This is a genomic window from Iodobacter ciconiae, from assembly GCF_003952345.1.
Taxonomy (GTDB): domain Bacteria; phylum Pseudomonadota; class Gammaproteobacteria; order Burkholderiales; family Chitinibacteraceae; genus Iodobacter; species Iodobacter ciconiae.
In genome coordinates, this window is record NZ_CP034433.1 from 2,540,184 (window position 1) to 2,559,771 (window position 19,588).

The 19,588-nt window shown below is 50.0% G+C and carries 17 protein-coding genes; 9 read left to right on the forward strand and 8 right to left on the reverse strand.

Going from position 1 to position 19,588, the window contains the following annotated elements; genetic code table 11:
- Nucleotides 1–227: 227 nt before the first annotated feature.
- From EJO50_RS10960 to EJO50_RS10985, 6 genes are all read right to left on the reverse strand, one after another.
- Nucleotides 228–1,505, reverse strand: coding sequence for a PP2C family serine/threonine-protein phosphatase (locus EJO50_RS10960; RefSeq protein WP_125974139.1), 1,278 nt, complete (start codon nt 1,503–1,505; stop codon nt 228–230).
- Nucleotides 1,506–1,747: 242 nt separating this feature from the next.
- Nucleotides 1,748–2,791, reverse strand: coding sequence for a TerY-C metal binding domain-containing protein (locus EJO50_RS10965; RefSeq protein ID WP_125974141.1), 1,044 nt, complete (start codon nt 2,789–2,791; stop codon nt 1,748–1,750).
- A gap of 60 nt (nt 2,792–2,851) precedes the next feature.
- A complete protein-coding gene (locus EJO50_RS10970) occupies nt 2,852–3,490 on the reverse strand; it encodes a vWA domain-containing protein (protein ID WP_125974143.1) in 639 nt (212 codons plus the stop codon).
- 123 nt (nt 3,491–3,613) lie between these two features.
- The gene (locus EJO50_RS10975; protein ID WP_125974145.1) at nt 3,614–4,255 is read right to left on the reverse strand and encodes a TerD family protein; all 642 of its coding nucleotides are present in this window, start codon (nt 4,253–4,255) and stop codon (nt 3,614–3,616) included.
- 108 nt (nt 4,256–4,363) lie between these two features.
- Nucleotides 4,364–4,942: a TerD family protein gene (locus EJO50_RS10980; RefSeq protein ID WP_125974147.1), complete on the reverse strand. Its 579-nt coding sequence runs from the start codon at nt 4,940–4,942 to the stop codon at nt 4,364–4,366.
- A gap of 260 nt (nt 4,943–5,202) precedes the next feature.
- Nucleotides 5,203–6,102, reverse strand: a complete 900-nt coding sequence (locus tag EJO50_RS10985; RefSeq protein ID WP_233702054.1) for a LysR family transcriptional regulator — start codon at nt 6,100–6,102, stop codon at nt 5,203–5,205.
- 108 nt (nt 6,103–6,210) lie between these two features.
- Between EJO50_RS10985 and EJO50_RS10990 the strand changes: the two genes are divergently transcribed.
- Together EJO50_RS10990 and EJO50_RS10995 are read left to right on the forward strand one after the other, a co-directional pair.
- Nucleotides 6,211–6,810 (forward strand): FMN-dependent NADH-azoreductase, encoded by a 600-nt coding sequence (locus EJO50_RS10990; RefSeq protein ID WP_125974149.1) that lies wholly within the window; start codon nt 6,211–6,213, stop codon nt 6,808–6,810.
- A 245-nt stretch (nt 6,811–7,055) separates the two neighbouring features.
- Nucleotides 7,056–7,919, forward strand: coding sequence for a pirin family protein (locus EJO50_RS10995; RefSeq protein ID WP_125974151.1), 864 nt, complete (start codon nt 7,056–7,058; stop codon nt 7,917–7,919).
- 92 nt (nt 7,920–8,011) lie between these two features.
- On the opposite strand, the gene EJO50_RS11000 is transcribed toward EJO50_RS10995, so the two are convergent.
- A complete protein-coding gene (locus tag EJO50_RS11000) occupies nt 8,012–8,203 on the reverse strand; it encodes a hypothetical protein (protein ID WP_125974153.1) in 192 nt (63 codons plus the stop codon).
- Nucleotides 8,204–8,479: 276 nt separating this feature from the next.
- Here EJO50_RS11000 and EJO50_RS11005 point away from each other — a divergent pair, with 276 nt between their 5' ends.
- The 4 genes from EJO50_RS11005 (at nt 8,480) to wbaP (ending at nt 13,440) form a co-directional block, all read left to right on the forward strand.
- Complete coding sequence (locus tag EJO50_RS11005) at nt 8,480–9,286, forward strand: glycosyltransferase (protein WP_125974155.1); 807 nt, start codon at nt 8,480–8,482, stop codon at nt 9,284–9,286.
- 414 nt (nt 9,287–9,700) lie between these two features.
- The gene (locus EJO50_RS11010; RefSeq protein WP_125974157.1) at nt 9,701–10,507 is read left to right on the forward strand and encodes a glycosyltransferase; all 807 of its coding nucleotides are present in this window, start codon (nt 9,701–9,703) and stop codon (nt 10,505–10,507) included.
- A complete protein-coding gene (locus EJO50_RS11015; RefSeq protein WP_125974158.1) occupies nt 10,504–11,616 on the forward strand; it encodes a glycosyltransferase in 1,113 nt (370 codons plus the stop codon). Before EJO50_RS11010 ends, EJO50_RS11015 begins: the two co-directional genes overlap by 4 nt.
- Before the next feature lie 369 nt (nt 11,617–11,985).
- Nucleotides 11,986–13,440 (forward strand): undecaprenyl-phosphate galactose phosphotransferase WbaP, encoded by a 1,455-nt coding sequence (wbaP, locus tag EJO50_RS11020; RefSeq protein WP_125974160.1) that lies wholly within the window; start codon nt 11,986–11,988, stop codon nt 13,438–13,440.
- 154 nt (nt 13,441–13,594) lie between these two features.
- Here wbaP and EJO50_RS11025 read toward each other — a convergent pair whose 3' ends face one another.
- Nucleotides 13,595–14,140 carry an acyloxyacyl hydrolase gene (locus EJO50_RS11025; protein ID WP_125974162.1) on the reverse strand — a complete coding sequence of 182 codons (546 nt, stop codon included), beginning with the start codon at nt 14,138–14,140 and terminating at the stop codon, nt 13,595–13,597.
- A 111-nt stretch (nt 14,141–14,251) separates the two neighbouring features.
- On the opposite strand from EJO50_RS11025, the gene argA reads away from it, so the two are divergent.
- The 3 genes from argA to EJO50_RS11040 all read left to right on the forward strand — a co-directional run bounded on the left by argA (nt 14,252) and on the right by EJO50_RS11040 (nt 19,523).
- Nucleotides 14,252–15,568 (forward strand): amino-acid N-acetyltransferase, encoded by a 1,317-nt coding sequence (gene argA / locus EJO50_RS11030; RefSeq protein ID WP_125974164.1) that lies wholly within the window; start codon nt 14,252–14,254, stop codon nt 15,566–15,568.
- Nucleotides 15,569–15,760: 192 nt separating this feature from the next.
- Nucleotides 15,761–18,589, forward strand: coding sequence for a bifunctional diguanylate cyclase/phosphodiesterase (locus tag EJO50_RS11035; protein WP_125974166.1), 2,829 nt, complete (start codon nt 15,761–15,763; stop codon nt 18,587–18,589).
- Between the two features lie 319 nt (nt 18,590–18,908).
- Entirely contained in the window at nt 18,909–19,523 is a 615-nt protein-coding gene (locus EJO50_RS11040) for a LysE family translocator (protein ID WP_125974168.1), read from the forward strand.
- Nucleotides 19,524–19,588 lie beyond the last annotated feature (65 nt).

A 19,588-nucleotide genomic window follows, 5' to 3' on the forward strand; every position in this document is an offset into this window, starting at 1 on the left:
GGTACAAAAGGCCATGGAAAAAACCTTTAGGGTGTGCAGGTTTTTATGCCCACGCATTTATGCGCCACTCACCGAGAGTGAGTGGCCCTGTGTCTTCCCTACTGTTTTGTTTCTTATGCGCAAAAAAAGGGAAATAGAGAAAACTCAGCCTTGAGTTTTCTCCATGAAACTCCGTGTTCTCTGTGCCCTCCATGGTTCAAGATTTGGGTTTTAGCAGATACCCCAACTCAAGCCCAAAGCAGCGTCATGCTCCGGTCATCATGATGGCCGGGGATGAAAAAACCCATCCAGTCCAGCAGGCTTTGTTCCGGGTGTTCTGCCACAAGGCTTGGGGCGATTTCGTCCCAGAGGGCATTCCATTTATCAGCGCTGACGAGGCCTTTATCAGTTTCAAATTTGGGGTCAGAAATGCCGTCACTCATCAAAATCACCGCCGAAATATCGGTATAACGGCCAATTTTTATCCGCTGTGCAAAGCGATCAGAAGCCAGAGCAGCCCGATCTAGAAAGCGCGTTTGGCCTGCAAATTCACCACTATCGGGCAGGCCCATCAGCCGCACTTTGCCTCGCGGCCCATAAGCGGCGATCGCCCCGTCTCCGATCCAGAAGGTGGCCAAAAAGAGTTGCCCACCTTCCCGCTTCACTGCCGCTGCTAACAGGGTGCTCGCATAGTCCTTGGCGTCGCTTTGCTGTGATATTGCGGCTTGCTCTATGGCGTCCACCGCCAAAGTAGCTGCATCGTAAAATACAGAATGAAACTGCCCACCGATTTGCCCGCTAATGGATTCTGGATCAGCATCCCAAGCTTGCAAGGCATGGTTGATGCTGGCTCCAAGATCCGCTTTTAAAACAGTCAGCAAATATTCCCCGGCAGTCTCTACCGCCAGCTTTGAGCCATAGCGGGAATACCTGGCACTGCCAGCGCCATCGGCCACCAGCAACACGCTCCAGCCCGATGCGGCGTCGTGCTGCACAAAAAAATCATCGTCTCTGAACAGGCCTGCATGTTCGTGCGAGCGGCCACGGCGGCTGGCGGCGGCGATTTTTAAATCACCCTCATTGATTGCCTGCGTGGCGCTATGCGGCTTAGGGTAAATCGCATCACTGGCTGGCTCATTGATTTGCCACAGGCTGCGCGGATCAGGATTCACCAGCAGCACGCATTGTCCTGCACGCCAGTGCACGCCATCGGCTGACCACTGAAAGGTGATGAGATGATCTCCAGCGACGTTGGGCTGCCCCAGCAATTCTCCTTGCTCGCTCAAAGTCAGTGCCAGAGCGGCAGGTAAGACGATCTCTTTAAACTGCAAGGCCCGACCATCGCCCCCAACTTCACGCAACTTGCCGCAATAAACCTGCCCCGCCTTAGCATTAGGCGCTTGAAAAACCACTCTGGGACTCAGCGGCTGGCTCGCCACCGTGCCAGCAGGCGGTATTGCGCCGGGCTTATTGGATAAATGAATAGGAGCGGATTCAGGGGAATTTGCATCAGAAGGAAGGTGCATAGCCGTCTCGTGTATTCCCCGTTCAAATCAGTAGCGAGGAAAAATAAAGTTATCAGGGAGAACCGTATGAAGAATTGGGCACAAAGCTAAAGACAGCTGTTCGCCTTGCAATAAAACCCAAATCTTGAAACACGGAGGGCACAGAGAACACGGAGTTTCACGGAGAAAACCTTGCTATGTTTTTCTCCGTGGCCCTCCGTGTTCTCCTGGATCGAAGTGGCTTAAGATGTGGTTTTTTGTCATCACCCCCTCCCGCGCCCTACATCAAAGCCATCCTCGTCCCCTGAACAACTAAACGAGACTAATTTTTTGCACCAGGGGCAAAAGCCTTCTTCTGGGCCGTTGATGCACATGAGTTTCCCACAGCCACAGGCAGCAAAGGCGGTGAAGTTGCCGCAGTGCGGGCAGCCTGGGGTACCGATTAAATCTGCGCTATTTACTTTTAGATCCATTGCCCGTGGGTCGGACCAGATAAAATAATCTTCTTCCAGCGGATAGCAGCCCGCTATCTCGAAATGGGATACTTGCAGTTTAAAATCTCTGGTTGCCACATCCCGAATGGCCCGGTCATACTTCATCAAATAGGGTTTACGGGTTTTCTGGCAGCGCCCCACCAAAGTGATGCAGGCTTCATCAGCCTGTTTGGAAGGAGGATTTTTGAAAATACGCATCAGGCTGGCGTCAATATTAGCCAGAGATTGCGCATCGCTTTCCCCGACGCTTTTGCTTTGCGCCACCACGGAAGCCGTTACCCAGTTAATAAACTTTTTGAAATCACCTTCCTGCGTGTCTTCAAACATCATGGCATTGTCGGTTAACCTGCCCAGTGTTTCAAAATCGACCGACTGGCCCAGCCCCACCGCAATCAGCGTGGCCTTTTTGGCGTATTTGGCATTCCAGCGATCAATAGCTGCGTTAGGATTATCGGTTGGGCGGCCATCGGTAAAAAGATAAACAATCGGCTTCCAATCACCTTTGCGATCAGGCGTAGTTTTAACCACACTGCTATCTAACTCGGCCATGAGCGCTTCTAATGCCACGCCCAGGCTGGTTCCTCCGCCAAGTGGCAATTTAGGCGGGTAAAAAGAAACCAGCTCAACCAGGGGAGCAATAGTTTTAGCCACACCCGCAAAGGCAATCACCGAGATATAAACGGTTTCCAGGGCATGAGGGTCTGTTCTGAGTGCACGGACAATAGCTTGCAGACCGTCTTCCATTTTCTGCAGGCTGTCGCCCACCATTGATTCGGAACAATCCAAAACAAAAAATACCGGTAATCTGCGCATGGTTTTGCTCTTTTAATTAAATGTATCGCTTAAATAGCTACGCGTTGACTAACGCCTGCCCTACAGAACAAGATGAATTTCTGCGGGGGGTGGCGGTAAAGCCACATCATTGGCAACACCGGCGCTGTTGCTGCCCATGGCAACGCTGGCAGAGACCCATTTAAAAAAGCCAGTAAACGCCGAGGCATCCAGAGTATCCAGCGTCACCACACGATCTGTAAGCTCCAACAGATATTCCTGCTTGGCTTTGGGGCCTGCGGCACAGGCAATGATGGCCCCGAACTGACACTGTTTAATCGCAGGAATCGCTTGCCTGAAGGCATGCAGATCAGAGGGGCTGCCATCGGTCATTAAAAACATCAGCGGGCGCCAGTCGCCTTTTTCATCTTCGCTGCTTTTTTGCACATCGCGCTCAAGGCACTCAAGCAGCAGCTCTAAAGCAGCGCCCATAAAGGTAGCTCCGGCGCTGGGGGAGCTCACTTCCTGCAACTGCACATCGGCCAGAGGCGTTAATGGCAGATATTCACGTGCTTCCAAATCGAAAGTAATAATCGACAGAGCCACACTTTCCAGAGCGTAAGGATCTTGTCTTAAAGCGCTAAGCATGGCCTGCAAGCCCACATTCACCGAGTGAATAGGCTCGCCACGCATGGAACCGGATGTATCAAGAAGAATATAAACAGGAAGACGTCGGCTCATGATGCTCTCTATAAGGGGCGCTCATTAACAGATCACCCACATATTTTCATTTATGCCGGGGCCACGTTTAAACATCAGGCTCCCGGCCGCACAAAAAATACGATCCACTCAATGAATACAGATTCAACTGTACTGTTTTAACCACTCAACAAATGAATCTGATTGCGATGGTGCACCAATTGCGTTGAATTTCCAGCCGCCAGCCTCACGAATTAATTCGGCAAACAGCAAGGAGCGGCAATTTTCATACTGAGCACCACCAGATAAATCAAAGCGCACCATTTCCCGGCCTTTACCATCTTCAGCCCGGATAAAGGCATTTTGCACCTTGCCAAAGCTCTGACCATTTTCAGCTGCATTATAAATTTGCACCACAAACACTACTTTTGCATATTGTTCTGGCAAATCATTCAGTCTGACGATCACCTGCTCATCGTCCCCGTCGCCTGCACCGGTACGGTTATCACCTGTCATCCAGATCTGGCCGCAATGGTGGCGCATCGAATTAAAAAAGATAATATCGCCCCCCACCAGGGTAGAGCGCCCACCTTCGGTTCGGCCAAAATTCTGCACCTTGCCATCAGCACCACAAAGAAATGCGATCACATCCAGATCGTATTCTTCCTCTTTTTTACCAAACAGGCCGCCCAAAAAGCCTTTCTTTTCTTCACGAATATCCCAACCCAGGCCAATGGTTACCATAGAGAGGTCATGCTCATTTTTTTTGAGACTGATACCTTGGCCTTTTTTAAGAGACAGAGCCATATAAATTCCTTACAAAGTGCAGTGAATAGGCAGAAGCCACCAGCCGAAAGCGCGGCCGGGCCTCTGCCGGTTTTATGAGTGATCCCCTGCAAGCCAAGCCATTAGCATTTAGCTTGCCGAAATACCAAACTGCGCGCACAGAGGGGCAAGGCCACCCGCAAAGCCCTGACCTACCGCTTTGAATTTCCACTCGGCATTATGGCGGTACACTTCACCAAAAATCATAGCGGTTTCGGTGCTGTAATCTTCTGACAAATCAAAGCGTACGATTTCAACATTATTATCAAGATTCACCACACGCATAAACGCGTCTTTCACCTGACCAAAATTTTGCTTACGTACATCAGCATCATGAATCGTGACGCACACAGCCACTCGCGTGATTTCTGCGGGTACCTTTTCTAAATTAATTTTCAAAGCTTCATCATCACCATCGCCCTCACCCGTACGATTGTCGCCGGTGTGCTCAACAGAGCCGCAGCTTGATTTCAACTGATTGTAAAAAATGAAATCCGCATCACCACGCACTTTGCCAGTTTCGGTTAGCAAAAATGCTGTTGCATCCAGATCGAAAGCCATGCCATCGGTAGAGCGAACATCCCACCCCAGACCCAGCAAAATTGATTTAAGACCCGGCTCCGTTTTAGATAAAGAAACATTACCGCCTTTATTTAATGAAATAGCCATTTTTAATCCTTTCCTAGTTTAAATAAGTCAATTGCTTGAACGCTAAAATCATGGGGTAATACACTTCAGACACTCAGCTTCCTGTAAGAAAAAGGATAGCTTAAACGCGCTCCATCAGGAAAGGCTAGTCATTTAATGCTGTCAATGACCTGTTAACCCATTAATATTTTTACAAATTATTGAATATAGTAAGCAAAGATTATCCGCAATAACAACTCCTTCAAAGTGAATGAAAATACTTACATGGGAAGCTCTTAATATTAATCAGACCGCAAAACCTGTTCTAACTGATCTAAAAACACCCTTGTTTTAGCAGGCATTAGCCGCCGCTCGGGAAAAACCGCCCAGGCTGGCACGGCAGGCATGCACCACTCAGGCAAAATACGCACCAGCAGCCCCTGCTGCAAATAAGACTTAGCAAAAGATTCCGTCACCGCCAGCACCCCCATCCCCTGGCAGGCCAGACGCACCAATAATTGCGGCGAATTAATACTGAATTTTGCCACCGGCTGAAAATGCTGCGACACTTTGCCGCGCTGCAAAACCCAAGGCATAGCCCCACCCTGGCGGCTTAATACAGCCAGTGCATCGTGCGCGGCAAGCTGATCAGGGTGTTCGGGCAGGCCCCGCTGTGCAATATAAAACGGCGAGGCATAAAGGCCCACGCTAAACAGAGCTAACCGCCTCGCAGACAGATGGGCATCACTGGGCAGCTCGCCGATTCTGATCGCCAGATCAAAGTTTTCAGCCAGAATATCCACCCTGCGGGGGGTGATATCAATTTCCAGCCGGATCAAGGGATAACGCAAGCTAAAATGACTTAAGAATTGATCCATTTCCCAACCTGTCATATCTCCTGGCAAAGAAATCCGCAGCAAGCCACTTGGCTCGGCCTGCCTATGCTCAACCAAAGCCACCGCCGCATCTACTTCACTGGCAATTTGGCTCGCATGATCAAGCACATGCTTGCCAAACTCGGTCAGCAGCAGTTTGCGCGTACTGCGTATCAAGAGCCGCTCACCCAGAGCGGTTTCCATATTGGCAATCCGCCGTGAGACGGTTGATTTAGGCAGGCCAATACGTTCTGCCGCACGGCTGAAGCTGCCACACTCAATCACTCTGGCAAACAGCAACAAATCATTTGCTTCGATTTTCATCATCTGCTCAATTATTCCATCAATGGAACAATACTATCCATTTTATGCTCTTCTGCCCATTTGTAGAGAGGATTACATTAGCGTCATTCCAACACACAAAGAAAGTCATCAATGAACATCTTACAAATTAACTCCAGCGCACGCAGCACCGGTGCTTTTTCTACCCAGCTGGCTAATGTGCTAGCTGAAAAACTACTCGCAAGCCATGCGGGCTCCACTCTGGTTTTGCGTGATCTGGCCATCAACCCGCATCCGACACTTGATGAAGCCGCTCTGGTCGCTTTAATGACCGCCACAGAAGCACGCAGCCTGGAGCAGGCCACCAGCGTTGCCAGGAGCGACACATTGATCGCTGAGCTGCAAGCTGCCGACACTCTCATTATCGCGGCACCAATGTATAACTTTGGCATTACCGCCCAGCTGAAAAACTGGATCGATGCCATTACCCGTGCTGGCGTCACTTTTAAATACGGTGCAAATGGCCCGGAAGGCCTACTGACAGACAAACAGGCTTACGTGGTACTCACCCGTGGCGGCGTGCATCGCGATACAGCAAACGACACCATCGCCGATTATATGCGCACCATTTTAAATTTCTTGGGGATAAGCAAAGTGGAATTCATCTACGCCGAAGGCCTGAATATGGGCGACGAAATGCAAAGTAAAGGCATCAGCCAGGCCAGAAGCGAAATCGAACTCGCTGTGGCTTAAGGCAAAGCAGCTCACAAAAACCCAAATCTTGAGCCACGGAGAGCACGAAGGACACTGAGTTTCACGGAGAAAACCAGGAAGACTAAAATAGCCAATATATTTGAATGATCTATTTCAGTATTTTTATATATTTTTTCTCTATTTTTTTATTTTTAACTCCGTGCTATCTGGGGCCGAAGTGGTTAAAGATTTGAGTTTAGATTGCAATTTTGTTTGCACGGTTAATTGATTAATGGAGATACGCCATGAACACCGAACTTGTAACTCGTCCACGCGCTTTAGAAAGAAAAGTACAGGGCCGCGCCGTGATGGAAGGCGCAGGGGTCAAAATTAACCGTGCACTGACCCAATCCTTACAGCAAAGACTCAATCCGTTTTTAATGCTCGATGCCTTTAAAAGTGACGATCCACAAGACTATCTGGCCGGTTTTCCGGCACATCCTCACCGGGGCTTCGAAACCGTCACCTATATGATCGCTGGCAAAATGCGCCACAAAGACAGCGCGGGCCACGAAGGCCTCTTAGAAAACGGCGGAGTGCAATGGATGAGTGCCGCCAGCGGCATTATCCACTCCGAAATGCCCGAGCAAGAAAACGGCCGCATGGAAGGTTTTCAGCTGTGGCTGAACCTGCCCGCCAAAGAAAAAATGAGCGCGCCCTGGTATCAGGATTTTAAAACCATACCCAGCGTAGTAACAAGCGCCGGTGTGGCCGTACATGTCATTGCGGGCCAAAGCCACGATACAAAGGGTCTGGTTGAAAAAGAGGCTACCCAGGCGCTGTATCTAGATTTGCATCTGCCTGCAGGCAGCGAGTTTACCCAAGCGATTCCTGCTGGTCACAATACGTTTATCTATGTTTATCGCGGTGATGTAGAAGTAGAAGGCAGCACGGTTAACAGCGAGCAGCTGGCCATTTTTGCCAACGAAAAAAGCAGCGATGGTATTCGCATCCAAAGCCCGGCCGCCAGCCGCGTGCTGCTGTTCTCAGGCCTGCCACTCGATGAGCCCATCGTGCAATACGGCCCGTTTGTAATGAACTCGCAAGAAGAAATCTCGCAAGCTGTGGCTGATTTCAGGGCGGGGAAATTAGGACAATTGCAAAGCTAATAGTGATTACAGCTCGCAAAGCTATCTTGCCCGACTTAGCCCTGAAGTCAGCTTCAAGGCTAAGTCGGCAAGCTTAGCTCACCCTCATTGCATCAGCTTGCATAACCATTTCGCTGCACTGGCAGCTTAGAGGTATATTCGACAAACTCAAACTGAATATCATCCCCAAGCATAAAGTAAGCGCTATCTCGGTAAGCATCGCTCCTCCCCGCTTCCACCGCTTGCAAAGCGATATAGGCAAAATCATCGCCGATATGCAGCCAGTCGATCTCCGCCCAAACCAATCCATTTTTCCTTGTCTGCGGATCTGCCAGCCTGGGATGGCGGCTTGAATAAAATACACAGCTCTGCCCAGATTGCTCACCGTGGTATTTGCATGCTCCAGATACGCTTGTTCCATGATGGCCACTTCTTAAGATTTAAATGCTATTTCACTATGCAATTTTAATGGGGGATCACGCAAGCCAAGCTGGCGAATCCGCCTGATTTACATTTCACCTCAGCACGGCCGACAGCAAAACCCGTTAAAATAGCGGCCTTTCTTTGCACAAAGCGCTTCGATGAACCGCACGGCTTTACTTATTCCACACTTTAATAATCCAGAAGGCTTGGCTGCATCGTTGGCATCAGTGGGGGCGCACGAACAGATTGATGCTTTTATTGTGGACGATGGTAGCGACAGGCAGCGCGTCGATGAAGTGGCCTGTGCAAAGGCCTGGCAGGCGACGGGCAAGTTGTATTTTATTTATTTGCCGCACAATCAGGGCATAGAACATGCGCTTAATACCGGGCTGCAGACAATTCTTGAAGCGGGATATGAATATATTGCCCGCTTAGATTGCGATGATTTGTGCGCGCCGGATCGCTTTACCAAGCAAACCGCTTTTTTAGATGACCACCCGGATGTGTATTTATTAGGCAGCGCGGTGACATTTTTTGATGCCAGTGGCGATCGCTTTACGATTAATCAGCCACAAACGCACGATGAGATTATGCGGCAAATGCACGACGACAATGCCTTTACCCATCCCACCGTGATGTTCAGAGCCACCGGTGTTAAAGCGCTGGGGCTTTATCCGACTGACTGTAAAGCCGCAGAAGACTTTGCCTATTTCTGGCGCTTTGTAGCGCGCTACCAAACGGCCAATCTGGCCGAGGTGCTGACCCGTAGCGAATACAACGACGCAGGCATCTCCATGAGCCGCCGCCGCCAGCAACAAGCGATGCGGATCAAGCTGCTATGGCGCTACTTTGATTATTCACCCAGATCATTGCTAAAAATCAGCAAAGCCAGCCTATCCTTCGCCCTGCCAGTCAGCTTCACCCGTAAAATAAAACGCCTGCTGGGAATGGAGAAGTGGGATTGATAAGAAACAGAACGAATCGATGCACAAAAAGCAGTTTGCTTTTACATGAGCAAACAACAAGAAAATAAAATAGCCACGCTCTTAGCACGGGGCTTTAGAGTCCCCTTGAAGCACGCCGAACGAGGAATAATTAGCTCGGGGTTTCGGCAAAGGGGTAGCGAGGCAGCGAGCGCGCAGCCTTTGTCGCCGAGCTGATTATCCGCAGAGAGGGGCCTTTGTGCTTCGTGGGGTCGCCTTCTTTTGGTTCTTTTCTTGGCGAAGCAAGAAAAGAACGCCCCTGCGGGGGCACCCGCTCCAAAACCAACGTGCCGAAGGCACTAAAAAGATCTTTTGTATTTAGCTAGTACCCACGGGTTACCCCAACCCCACACACATTCAAACGCGAAGCTGCACTCGCAAAAAACAGAAGCACACATGACACGCCTTATTTTACTGATACCGCATTTTAATAACCCAGCCGGGCTGATTAAGTCCCTCGCCTCCATCAGCCCGAATGAGCAATGCGATGTGCTGGTGGTAGACGACGGCAGCACACGTGCGCCGATTGAACATATGGCAGCCAGAAAGGCATTTAAGGCAGAGGGCGAGCTGCGGTTTTTAAACTTGCCGGTCAATCGTGGCATTGAACATGCGCTTAATTCTGGCCTGACCTGGATTACTTCCCGAGGCTACGAACTGATTGCCCGCCTGGATTGTGGCGACGAAAACCTGCCCGATCGCCTGGCAAAGCAAATCGCTTTTTTAGATCAGCACCCAGATGTGATGCTGGTCGGCGGCGCAGCCAGCTTTGTAGATCAGGCAGGTGCCGAGCAATTTGTGCTGCGTCACCCCAGCGAGCACGCGGCCATTACCCAGACCATGCGTAATAACTCGGCCTTTATTCATCCGGCGGTGATGTTCCGAACAGCCGCTTTAGCGAGCACCGGCCTCTATCCGCTGGATACGCCTGCCGCAGAAGACTATGCGCTGTTTAGTGAATTCACCCGCCAGTTTAAAGTGGCCAACCTGCCCGACGTGCTGATTCGCTACGAACTGGACCCGGATGGAATTTCGCTAAGTAAACGCCGCCAGCAGCTCAAATCCCGCCTGGCAGTACAAAAGAAATACAGCGATGGCAGCTTCGCCGCCCTGATAGGCATGGCTAAAACGCAGCTTTTACTCTTGCTGCCCTACTCTCTGGTGTTTAAGCTCAAATCGATATTAAGAGCAAAAAAAGTATGAATCTAATTCCAATAAAACACCCCGCCAAAATTGTACATATTGTCGAAGCCTTTGGCGCAGGTACACTATCTATGGTCTCGGCGATGGCCAATGCGCAGGCTAAAGACGGCCATAGCATCACCATTATTCATTCTGTAAGAGAAGAAACGCCGGATAACTGGCGAGCGCTGTTTGCCGAGGCTATCCGCTTTATTCAGCTACCCATGGTACGAGCCATTAACCCTGCCGCCGACTGGCGTGCCGGCCGGGCGCTTTATCACTGGCTGCGTGAATTAAAACCCGAAGTGGTGCATATGCATTCATCCAAGGCCGGTGCGCTGGGGCGAATTGTCAGTCTGTTTATTCGCGGCAATCGTCAGCAGCCAGCACCACGGTGGTTTTTCTCACCCCATGGCCTGTCTTTTTTGCAAAGAGCTGAAGGGCGTTTAAAAAATACGATTTTCCTGACGGTAGAAAAAATCCTCTCAGAAATTCCGACCACCTTTATCGCCTGCTCACCTTCCGAAGGCGCAGAAATCCAGCGCCACTTAAGCAGCAATGTGCTGGTGGTGAATAATGCAGTCGACGTGGCGGCCATTCACCCCGCCAAAGGCAATCAAGATATGGTGCGCATCGGCACCGTGGGGCGGGTCACGCTGGCGCGCAATCCCGAGCTATTTGCCAGCATCGCCAGCCAAGTGGCCCAACCCGGCGTTGAGTTTGTATGGATAGGTGGCGGCGATGTGGCATCAGAAAAAAACCTGAAAAATGCCAATGTAAAGCTCAGCGGCTGGGTAGACCGCAGCCAAGCTTTAGAGCAGCTGGCAAACCTGGATATTTATATGCAAACCTCGCGCTGGGAAGGCCTGCCGGTTGCCGTGATCGAAGCCATGGCCGCTGGGCTGCCGGTATTGGCGACCAATGTGGTGGGTAATAAAGATTTGGTGATAGACGGCGAAAATGGCTATCTGTGCGAAAACAGCAGCGATTTTGTAAAGCATCTGCACACGCTGATAGAAGATCGCAACGCCCGCCAGCGACTCGGCGCACAGGCAAAGCGCTTTGCTGAAGCGAATTATTCGCTGGATAAGATGATGGCGAGTCTTTATAAGGCTTATGGACTCACTTAGGGCAAGTAAAATCACACATGCGTAAGCCAAATTATTATTTATTTGCAAACAGCGAAAAAACGTTTTAACAGCGCTCTCTGCACGGGGCTTTAGAATCCCCTTGAAGCACGCCGAAGCGAGGCACAAGCGGGCGGGGTTTCGGCGAGGACTGTCTGAGCGAAGCGAGTTCCGCAGCCGCCGCTCGATTGTCCGCAGATGAGGGGCCTTCGTGCTGATGGGGTCGCCTTCTTTGCTTACTTTCTTGGCGAAGCAAGAAAGTAAGTCCCAGCGGGGATCCCGCACCTAATTCAACGTGCCGAAGGCACTAAAAACGATTACTTGCGGGATTAACCACCCCACAGATTTTTGCTTTAAACATCAGGAAGTAAAATGAATAAGCATTTACAAGCTGAAAGAGCCAAACCTTTATTGGCGCTGGCCGATTTTGCTGCGCTCACGGCGTCTTTTTGCTTAGCGCTGGCCATGCTGAGTTTTTTCCGCCACCACAGAATTGGTGGTGACTTTGCCGCCTGGTGGTGGTGGGAAGGCTCACAGCAAAGTACCGCCTTTCTGTTTTTGGCCGTACTAACCGTAGGTAATTTCTGGTGGCGTGGCCATTACAGCCTGCGCCTGCCCTTTTGGGATGAGCTGCTGGAAATCCTACGCGCCCTGCTTCTGGCTGCGCTGTTAAACGGCATGCTGGTGCTACTGGGTAAATTCACGGTTTCGCGCTTTTTATGGCCTATGTCCTGGAGCCTGGCGCTGCTGCTCTTGCCGCTGCTGCGCTCGCAAATGAAAAGCTGGCTGCTGTCTAAAAAGCTGTGGCAGCTACCCACTGTGATTATCGGCGCCAGCAGCAATGCCATCGACGCCTGCCGTGCCATGCATAGTGAGCGCCAGCTGGGCTTTGAGGTGCAGGCTTTTTTATCCATCAATAAAAACGATCCAGCCGAGCTGAGCATTGATGGGCAAACCCGGCCAGTGGTGCAGCTTGATGAGACTGGGCTGATTGCATGGCTAGATACCCATAATCGCCCGCATGTGGTGGTGGCGGTGGATGAAGACGAGCTGCGCCGTCTTGGGCCGCAAATCGAGCTGCTTTCGCTTAAATATAAAGACATGCACATCATTCCGCCGATTGCGGGCTTGCCGCTGTTTGGCGTGGTGCCGCACCACTTTTTCAGCCATGAAGTGTTGCTACTGCGCGTGCGTAATAATCTATCAGTCAAATCGCTCACCACTTTAAAACGTGCTTTCGATTTATTCGGTGCCAGCGTGGGGCTGCTGCTACTTTCACCACTGCTGCTCTATGTGGCGATTCAGATTAAACGCCAGGGCGGCCCCGGCAGTCTCTTTTTTGGCCATGTACGTGTCGGCATTAACGGTAAGCCATTTAAATGCTGGAAATTTCGCACCATGGTCTCCAATAGCCAGGAAGTGCTGGAAAAGCTGCTCGCCAGCAGCAGCGAAGCCCGCGCCGAGTGGGATAAGGACTTTAAACTTAAAAATGATCCGCGCATCACGCCGATTGGTGAGTTTTTAAGAAAAACCAGCCTCGATGAAATCCCACAGCTGTGGAATGTCATCAAGGGTGAAATGAGCCTGGTTGGCCCGCGCCCCATTATCACCGCCGAGTTGGAGCGCTATGGCGATCATGTGGATTTCTATCTGGAGGCCCGCCCTGGCCTGACCGGGCTGTGGCAGGTATCGGGCCGCAACGACACCACCTACGCCGAACGCGTGGCGCTGGATGCCTGGTATGTAAAAAACTGGAACCTTTGGTATGACGTAGCAATTGTCTGCAAAACCATCAAAACCGTAGTGAGCGGACGCGGGGCTTATTAACGGGTCTTATGCCACTTTTAAACAATATGAACAAAACACTTTTGTAAAGTAATGAGATAGAGAAAACCATCCTACTGCTGGTTTTCTCTATTGGTTTTCTTCTCCGTGCCCCAAGTTTTGCCAGGCAACATCCATCATTCGGGACAGTACCTCTTTACATTTTAAATCCATACTTCAACACAAAAAAATCAGCGCCATAATTGGGTATTTTGATGTCTGTATTCGAACCGCGCTTATACAAAAACATTAAATCTTGCGTTTTTTTCTCACCAAAACGCACACCTGCTCCCAATTGTTCACCAAATTGAAAAGCCGTACTAAAAGCGCCACCTTTTGCATAATCCGTGCGCGAAAGCACATGCCTGCCGACGCCCGCCTCAACGAACCACTGTAAATCCTGCTCGGTAGCCGCCCACTCGTAACGAAGCTCCGGTGTAATAAATAACTCACCTGGATTACGATCTCCTCCACGCCACACGCCTGCGCCCAGCACCAACCCCGGGCTGGGCTTTCCGGCTGTTCTACTCTCATACCATGACCAGGGTAAATCCGCGCGCCACTCCACTCTAAATAAAGGGTGCTGTTTTACATTCTGAGGTGGTACACCTTGCACTGTGCTCCCCTGCCACTCAAACGCCTTTGCTCCAGGAACAGTAAATAGAATGCAGATCAGGCCCAACCAGATGACAAATGCAAACATAGCGAAGCTCCTTATCGGTGGCTTCTTTACAATATAGACACAGCAATCCTTTTATATTTTTCTAGCTGACGTTATCCTCTGCACAAAGCACATCATTTTCTTAGGAATACCATGCAAGCCGATGAGTTCGTCCAGTCATTTCGCCTGGCCGCCCCCTATATCCATGCCTTCCGCGGCCGCACTTTTGTAATTGCCTTAGGTGGAGAAGTGGTTCGGGATGGCAAATTTGCCACGATTACCCATGACATCAATTTGCTGACCAGCCTTGGTGTACGCCTGGTTGTGGTGCACGGTGCACGGCCACAAATTGAAGCCCGTACCGCAGAGCGTGGCCTGGAAACACGCTACCATCACGGCTTACGTATAACGGATGCCCAGACGTTGGAGTGCGTCATTCAGGCAGTAGGACAGGTAAGAGTAGAAATTGAATCATGGCTCTCAATGGGTCTTGCAAACTCACCCATGGCCAATGCCGACATCCGTGTTTCTGCTGGCAACTTTATTACGGCACAACCCATGGGCATTCGTGACGGCCTGGATCTGATGTATACCGGTGAAGTACGCAAGGTAGACACCACGGCGATCCGCTATCGTCTTGATGATGGCGAGCTGGTTCTGCTCTCTACCCTTGGCTATTCACCCACAGGCGAAGTCTTTAATGTGCCGCTTGAAGACGTCGCCACCAGTGCAGCCATTGCTTTACGTGCTGACAAGCTGATTTTTTTATTAGGCCAGCAAGGTGTGGAAGATTTAGCCGGCGAGCTGCTGACAGAGCTCACTGCGTTACAGGCAGACCAGTTTCTGAGCACCCATCCTCACCCGCATGAAGACATCCGCCTTTATCTTCCCTGTGCAATCAAAGCCGTCAGAAGCGGGGTGGCACGGGCACATCTGGTCAGCCATCATGTGGATGGTGCTCTACTGAAAGAATTATTTACCCACGATGGGATCGGCACCATGGTTTCCCGTGATTCACTCGAAACTATGCGTGAAGCCACAATTGATGATGTGGGCGGCGTATTGGCGCTAATCGAGCCACTGGAAGACGACGGTGTACTGGTTAAACGCGGACGTGAACTGCTGGAGCGTGAAATCCACCGCTACTCGGTACTGGAACACGATAGCAAGATTGTAGGCTGCGTAGCGATGTATCCGTTTCCCCAAAGCCATATGGCAGAAATGGCCTGTCTGGTGATTCATCCAGACTATCGGGACGCCAATCGGGGAGAACAATTGCTAAAACATATAGAACAGCACGCCAGAAGCCTAGGTGTACGTGAATTATTTGTATTAACAACACGCACCGCTCATTGGTTTGTAGAGCGCGGTTTTGTCCTGGCAACCGTTGATGCATTACCTATGGAAAGAAAGCAGCTCTACAATTACCAGAGGCGTTCCAAAGTATTTATTAAACAGCTGAGAAACTAAATACAACTTGTAAATAAGCTTACGATATTTTAATTACTGCTTATTATTGATAATAAGCCACTGCCAAATATATATCCCGTTTGGCAGTGTTTAAATTTTTGATCACAATGTATTAGCAAAAAACGATCAAGCGTCCTTATCATGCTGGCCGTTTGACCTTAAATTAAGCATTCAATTTCACGACAGGCTTGCATGGCATCCCTTCCGTTTTTAAATTCGCTCCGGGCACGTTTAATCGTGGTTAGCACGCTGGTGCAATGTGCGATTTTGGTCATCCTTTTGCTCAACACATCGAGAGTCTGGTCAGAAATGGCCAACCATGCCACTGAAGTGCGTGTTCAGGAATTATCCCGCCTATTGAATGCAGCCTTTGCCGCCCCATTGTCTACGGGGAACCTGGCCCAGGCTGCGGACTTACTGGAAGGCATCCGCACCGCCGAAGGTATTGACTACATTCTTTTGCTTGATAACAAAAAACAAATTATTGCAGCAAGAGGTTGGGATATCGCCCAGCCGCTTCCCCCCGTTGATAAGCTATCTCAGGAAAAAAGCCTGCCAACACTTATTCATGCCGTAACACTGATCGAATTTGCAGGTGAGCCTTATGGCGAATTACGTTTTGGTATTTCCACAGAAATTATGCATGGTGGCGTAAATCAGCTACTCATGCAAAATACCATCACCATGGTTGTCGGCATTTTGCTCTCCGCACTGATGATGAGTATGTTCGGCATCTGGCTAAGCCGCCATATTCACCGCCTGATTAAGGCTGCAGAAAATGCGGCTCAGGGCAATTACAATACGGTTGGCCCAACACCCCTGGGCCAGGACGAAATCAGCCGGCTTACTCGTCGCTTTAATGAAATGACCAGCCTGATCAAAGAGCGCGTCGATTCATTAACAATGAACGAAGAGAAATTCCATACCATCGCCAACTACACCTATAACACCGAGCTATGGATCTCCCCTGAAGAAGGGCGCCTGGTCTGGATCAATGACTCGGTCACACGGCTTTCCGGCTACTCTGTCAACGAATGCATGCTATTAGGCGATTTCCCCCTATCGCTCACCATGCCGGAAGAGCGCACCCGAGTAACTGAAACCCTGAAGCAGGCCCTGGAGCATCGCGGAGTTATTCAGGATTTTGAATTCAGAGCTGTCCGCAGGGATGGTCAGCCCTTCTGGGCATCCGTATCCTGGCAGCCCATTTATGACTCTAATGAAAATTATCTGGGCCTGCGGGCCAGTATTCGTGATAACAGCGAGTTAAAAGAAGACCGCTTATCGCTAAGAAAAGCTGTTATCGAATTGCGCCAGATTCAGTCCTTGGGTCAAAGCTATTTAGCCCGTGCCGAATCGGAGAGAGCAAGGCTTACCGCCTTACTTTCCGCCATGCGTTTTGGTGTTTTGTTTGTAGATAATGAAAATCGTGTTGTTTTTCATAACCCTGCATTCTGCGATTTATGGGGGCTGGGGCAAGGTAATCAGTTACCCGGCAAGCCAATAGGGCAAATTCTGCAAATTGCAGAAAACCGCCCGGCCTTAGGCGATATTATTGCCAATTACCTGGAAGAGCTGACGCTATCAGACGATAAAGTCGATTTCGGCGAGCTCAGTATGAATGATGGCAGGGTAATCACCCAGCATGGTTTCAGAGTACTGGACAGCCAGGGCACAGCCAATGGCCGCATGTGGATTTACGAAGATGTAACACAGCAGCGTGAGCTCTCCGAACATATGATCAAGCTGGCCGAGCGTGATGCCCTCACCGGGCTTTATAACCGCCACCGCTTTCAACAGGAGCTGGATCGGATGGTATCCGAAGCTGATCGCAAACAAAGCGCCATGGCCTTGGTTTTCTTTGATCTAGATGAGTTCAAGCACGTAAACGACACTTTCGGCCATGGCGTCGGTGATGATTTACTTAAAAGTATCGCCAAAACTATCGGTGCCCAGGTGCGCCGCCACGAAGTGTTTTCCCGGCTGGGGGGCGATGAATTTGCAATTTTGGTTCCCGATTGTAATGAATTTGAAGTCAGCAAACTGGCCGAACGAATTGTCAGCTCCATCTCTCAAATCCCGTTTACAGTAGAAAACCACGTATTGCGGCCCTCTTCATCAGTGGGAGTAGCACTGTTTCCAAATCACGCCAGCAACTCGCTCGAGCTGGTTGCCCACGCCGATTCAGCGATGTATCAAGCCAAATCAGCGGGCAAATCTACCTGGCGCATGTATCGCCAGGATGCCGATCCATCCAGATCAACCATTACCCGCCTCTCATGGAAAGACCGGATTACCGAGGCATTAGAACACGATGGTTTAGAGCTGCATTTCCAGGGAATTTACTATCCGGAAACCCGAAAACTAGCCCACTTAGAAGCTTTAGTACGAATGAAAAACATGCAAAAACCTGGTGAAATCATTATGCCGGGTATGTTCATTCCTCATGCTGAAAAAACCGGAAAAATTATTGATATTGATCGCTGGGTCATTCGTAGCATCATCGAACTACTTGGAAAAAAAGCCAATATTCCATCCATTGCCATTAATGTTTCCGGCCGCTCTTTTGATGAGCCGGAAATGCCGGAATATATCAGCCAGCAGCTCAAACACCATAAAGTAGACCCCGCCAGATTATTAGTTGAATTAACCGAAACTGCCGCCGTTTCTGATATCCGCGATGCAGAACGCTTTATTGATGCGCTACGTGCCACAGGCTGCACGGTATGCCTCGATGACTTCGGCACAGGCTTTGCCTCTTTTGCCTATTTAAAACAACTTAAGGCAGATGTGCTTAAAATTGACGGCTTTTTTATTAAAGACTTAATCAGTGATCACGATAGCCAGGTTTTTGTGCGTGGTATGGTGAGCATGGCGCATGAAATGGGCAAAACAACAATTGCAGAATTTGTTGAAAACGAAGAAATCTTTAATATGCTGCTTGAATTGGGCATTGATCAAGTACAAGGCTATTACCTGGATAAACCCATGAAAGACCATCCGGGATTGAATATTATTTAAATATAGAAAACCCAAATCTTAAACTACGGCGTTTCACGGAGAAAAACAGGATTTGAATTAAGATAATTGAATAGGCTTTAAATACTTTCAAACCCTGTTATCTATTATTTTGCACTGATCGTGGCATGGAGCTTTAAATCTCCCCTTGAAACACGCCGGAGTGAGGAACAAACGGGGCGGGGTTTCGGCCAGGGAGTGAGGCAGCGAGCCAATCCCGCCTGCCGCCGGCTCGATTGTCCACAGCCCAGGGGCCTTCCTGTTTCGTGGGGCGGCCTTCTTTGCTTACTTTCTTGGCGAAGCAGAAATAAGGAAGAATCCCATGAGTATGACCGTCTGGCTGACCTTTATTGCCACTACTTTTTTTATTTCGGCAACGCCCGGCCCCAACATGCTGCTCATGCTATCGCACGGTACCCGCTACGGCTGGCAAGCTACGCTGGCAACCATGGGCGGTGCGCTTAGCGGATTGGGATTATTATTTCTGCTGTCAGCCTTTGGCATGGCCACTATTCTGGCTACATCCGCTGCGCTATTTTTGATTTTTAAATTAGCCGGGGCAGTCTATTTAATTTATTTGGGTTGGCAATGTTTCAGGGCCGGAGACCAGCTAGAAATGCCCAATGCCTTGGCCGATTCAGCTGCCAGGCGCTTTCGCTTAGGCCTAACCGTTGCACTATCAAATCCAAAAGCAATTTTATTTGCCGGTGCTTTCTTACCACAATTTATCAATACAACACAGCCACAAGCAAAACAATGGGCTATTTTACTAAGCAGCTTTTTTATAATTGAGGCTGGCTGGCAAGTTGCCTATGCAGCAGGCGGCGCAAGGTTGGGCAGCTGGCTACAAGGCCAGAACCGCATCAAGCGTTTTAACCAGGGCTGCGGTGCGGCCTTCTTTGCCGTGGGCGGATTACTGGCTGCGGCACAACGCTGATCGGGAGCCATCAAATCCCCCCAGCAAGACCGTACCTATTCCCGATACCCAAAAATCATACCCCG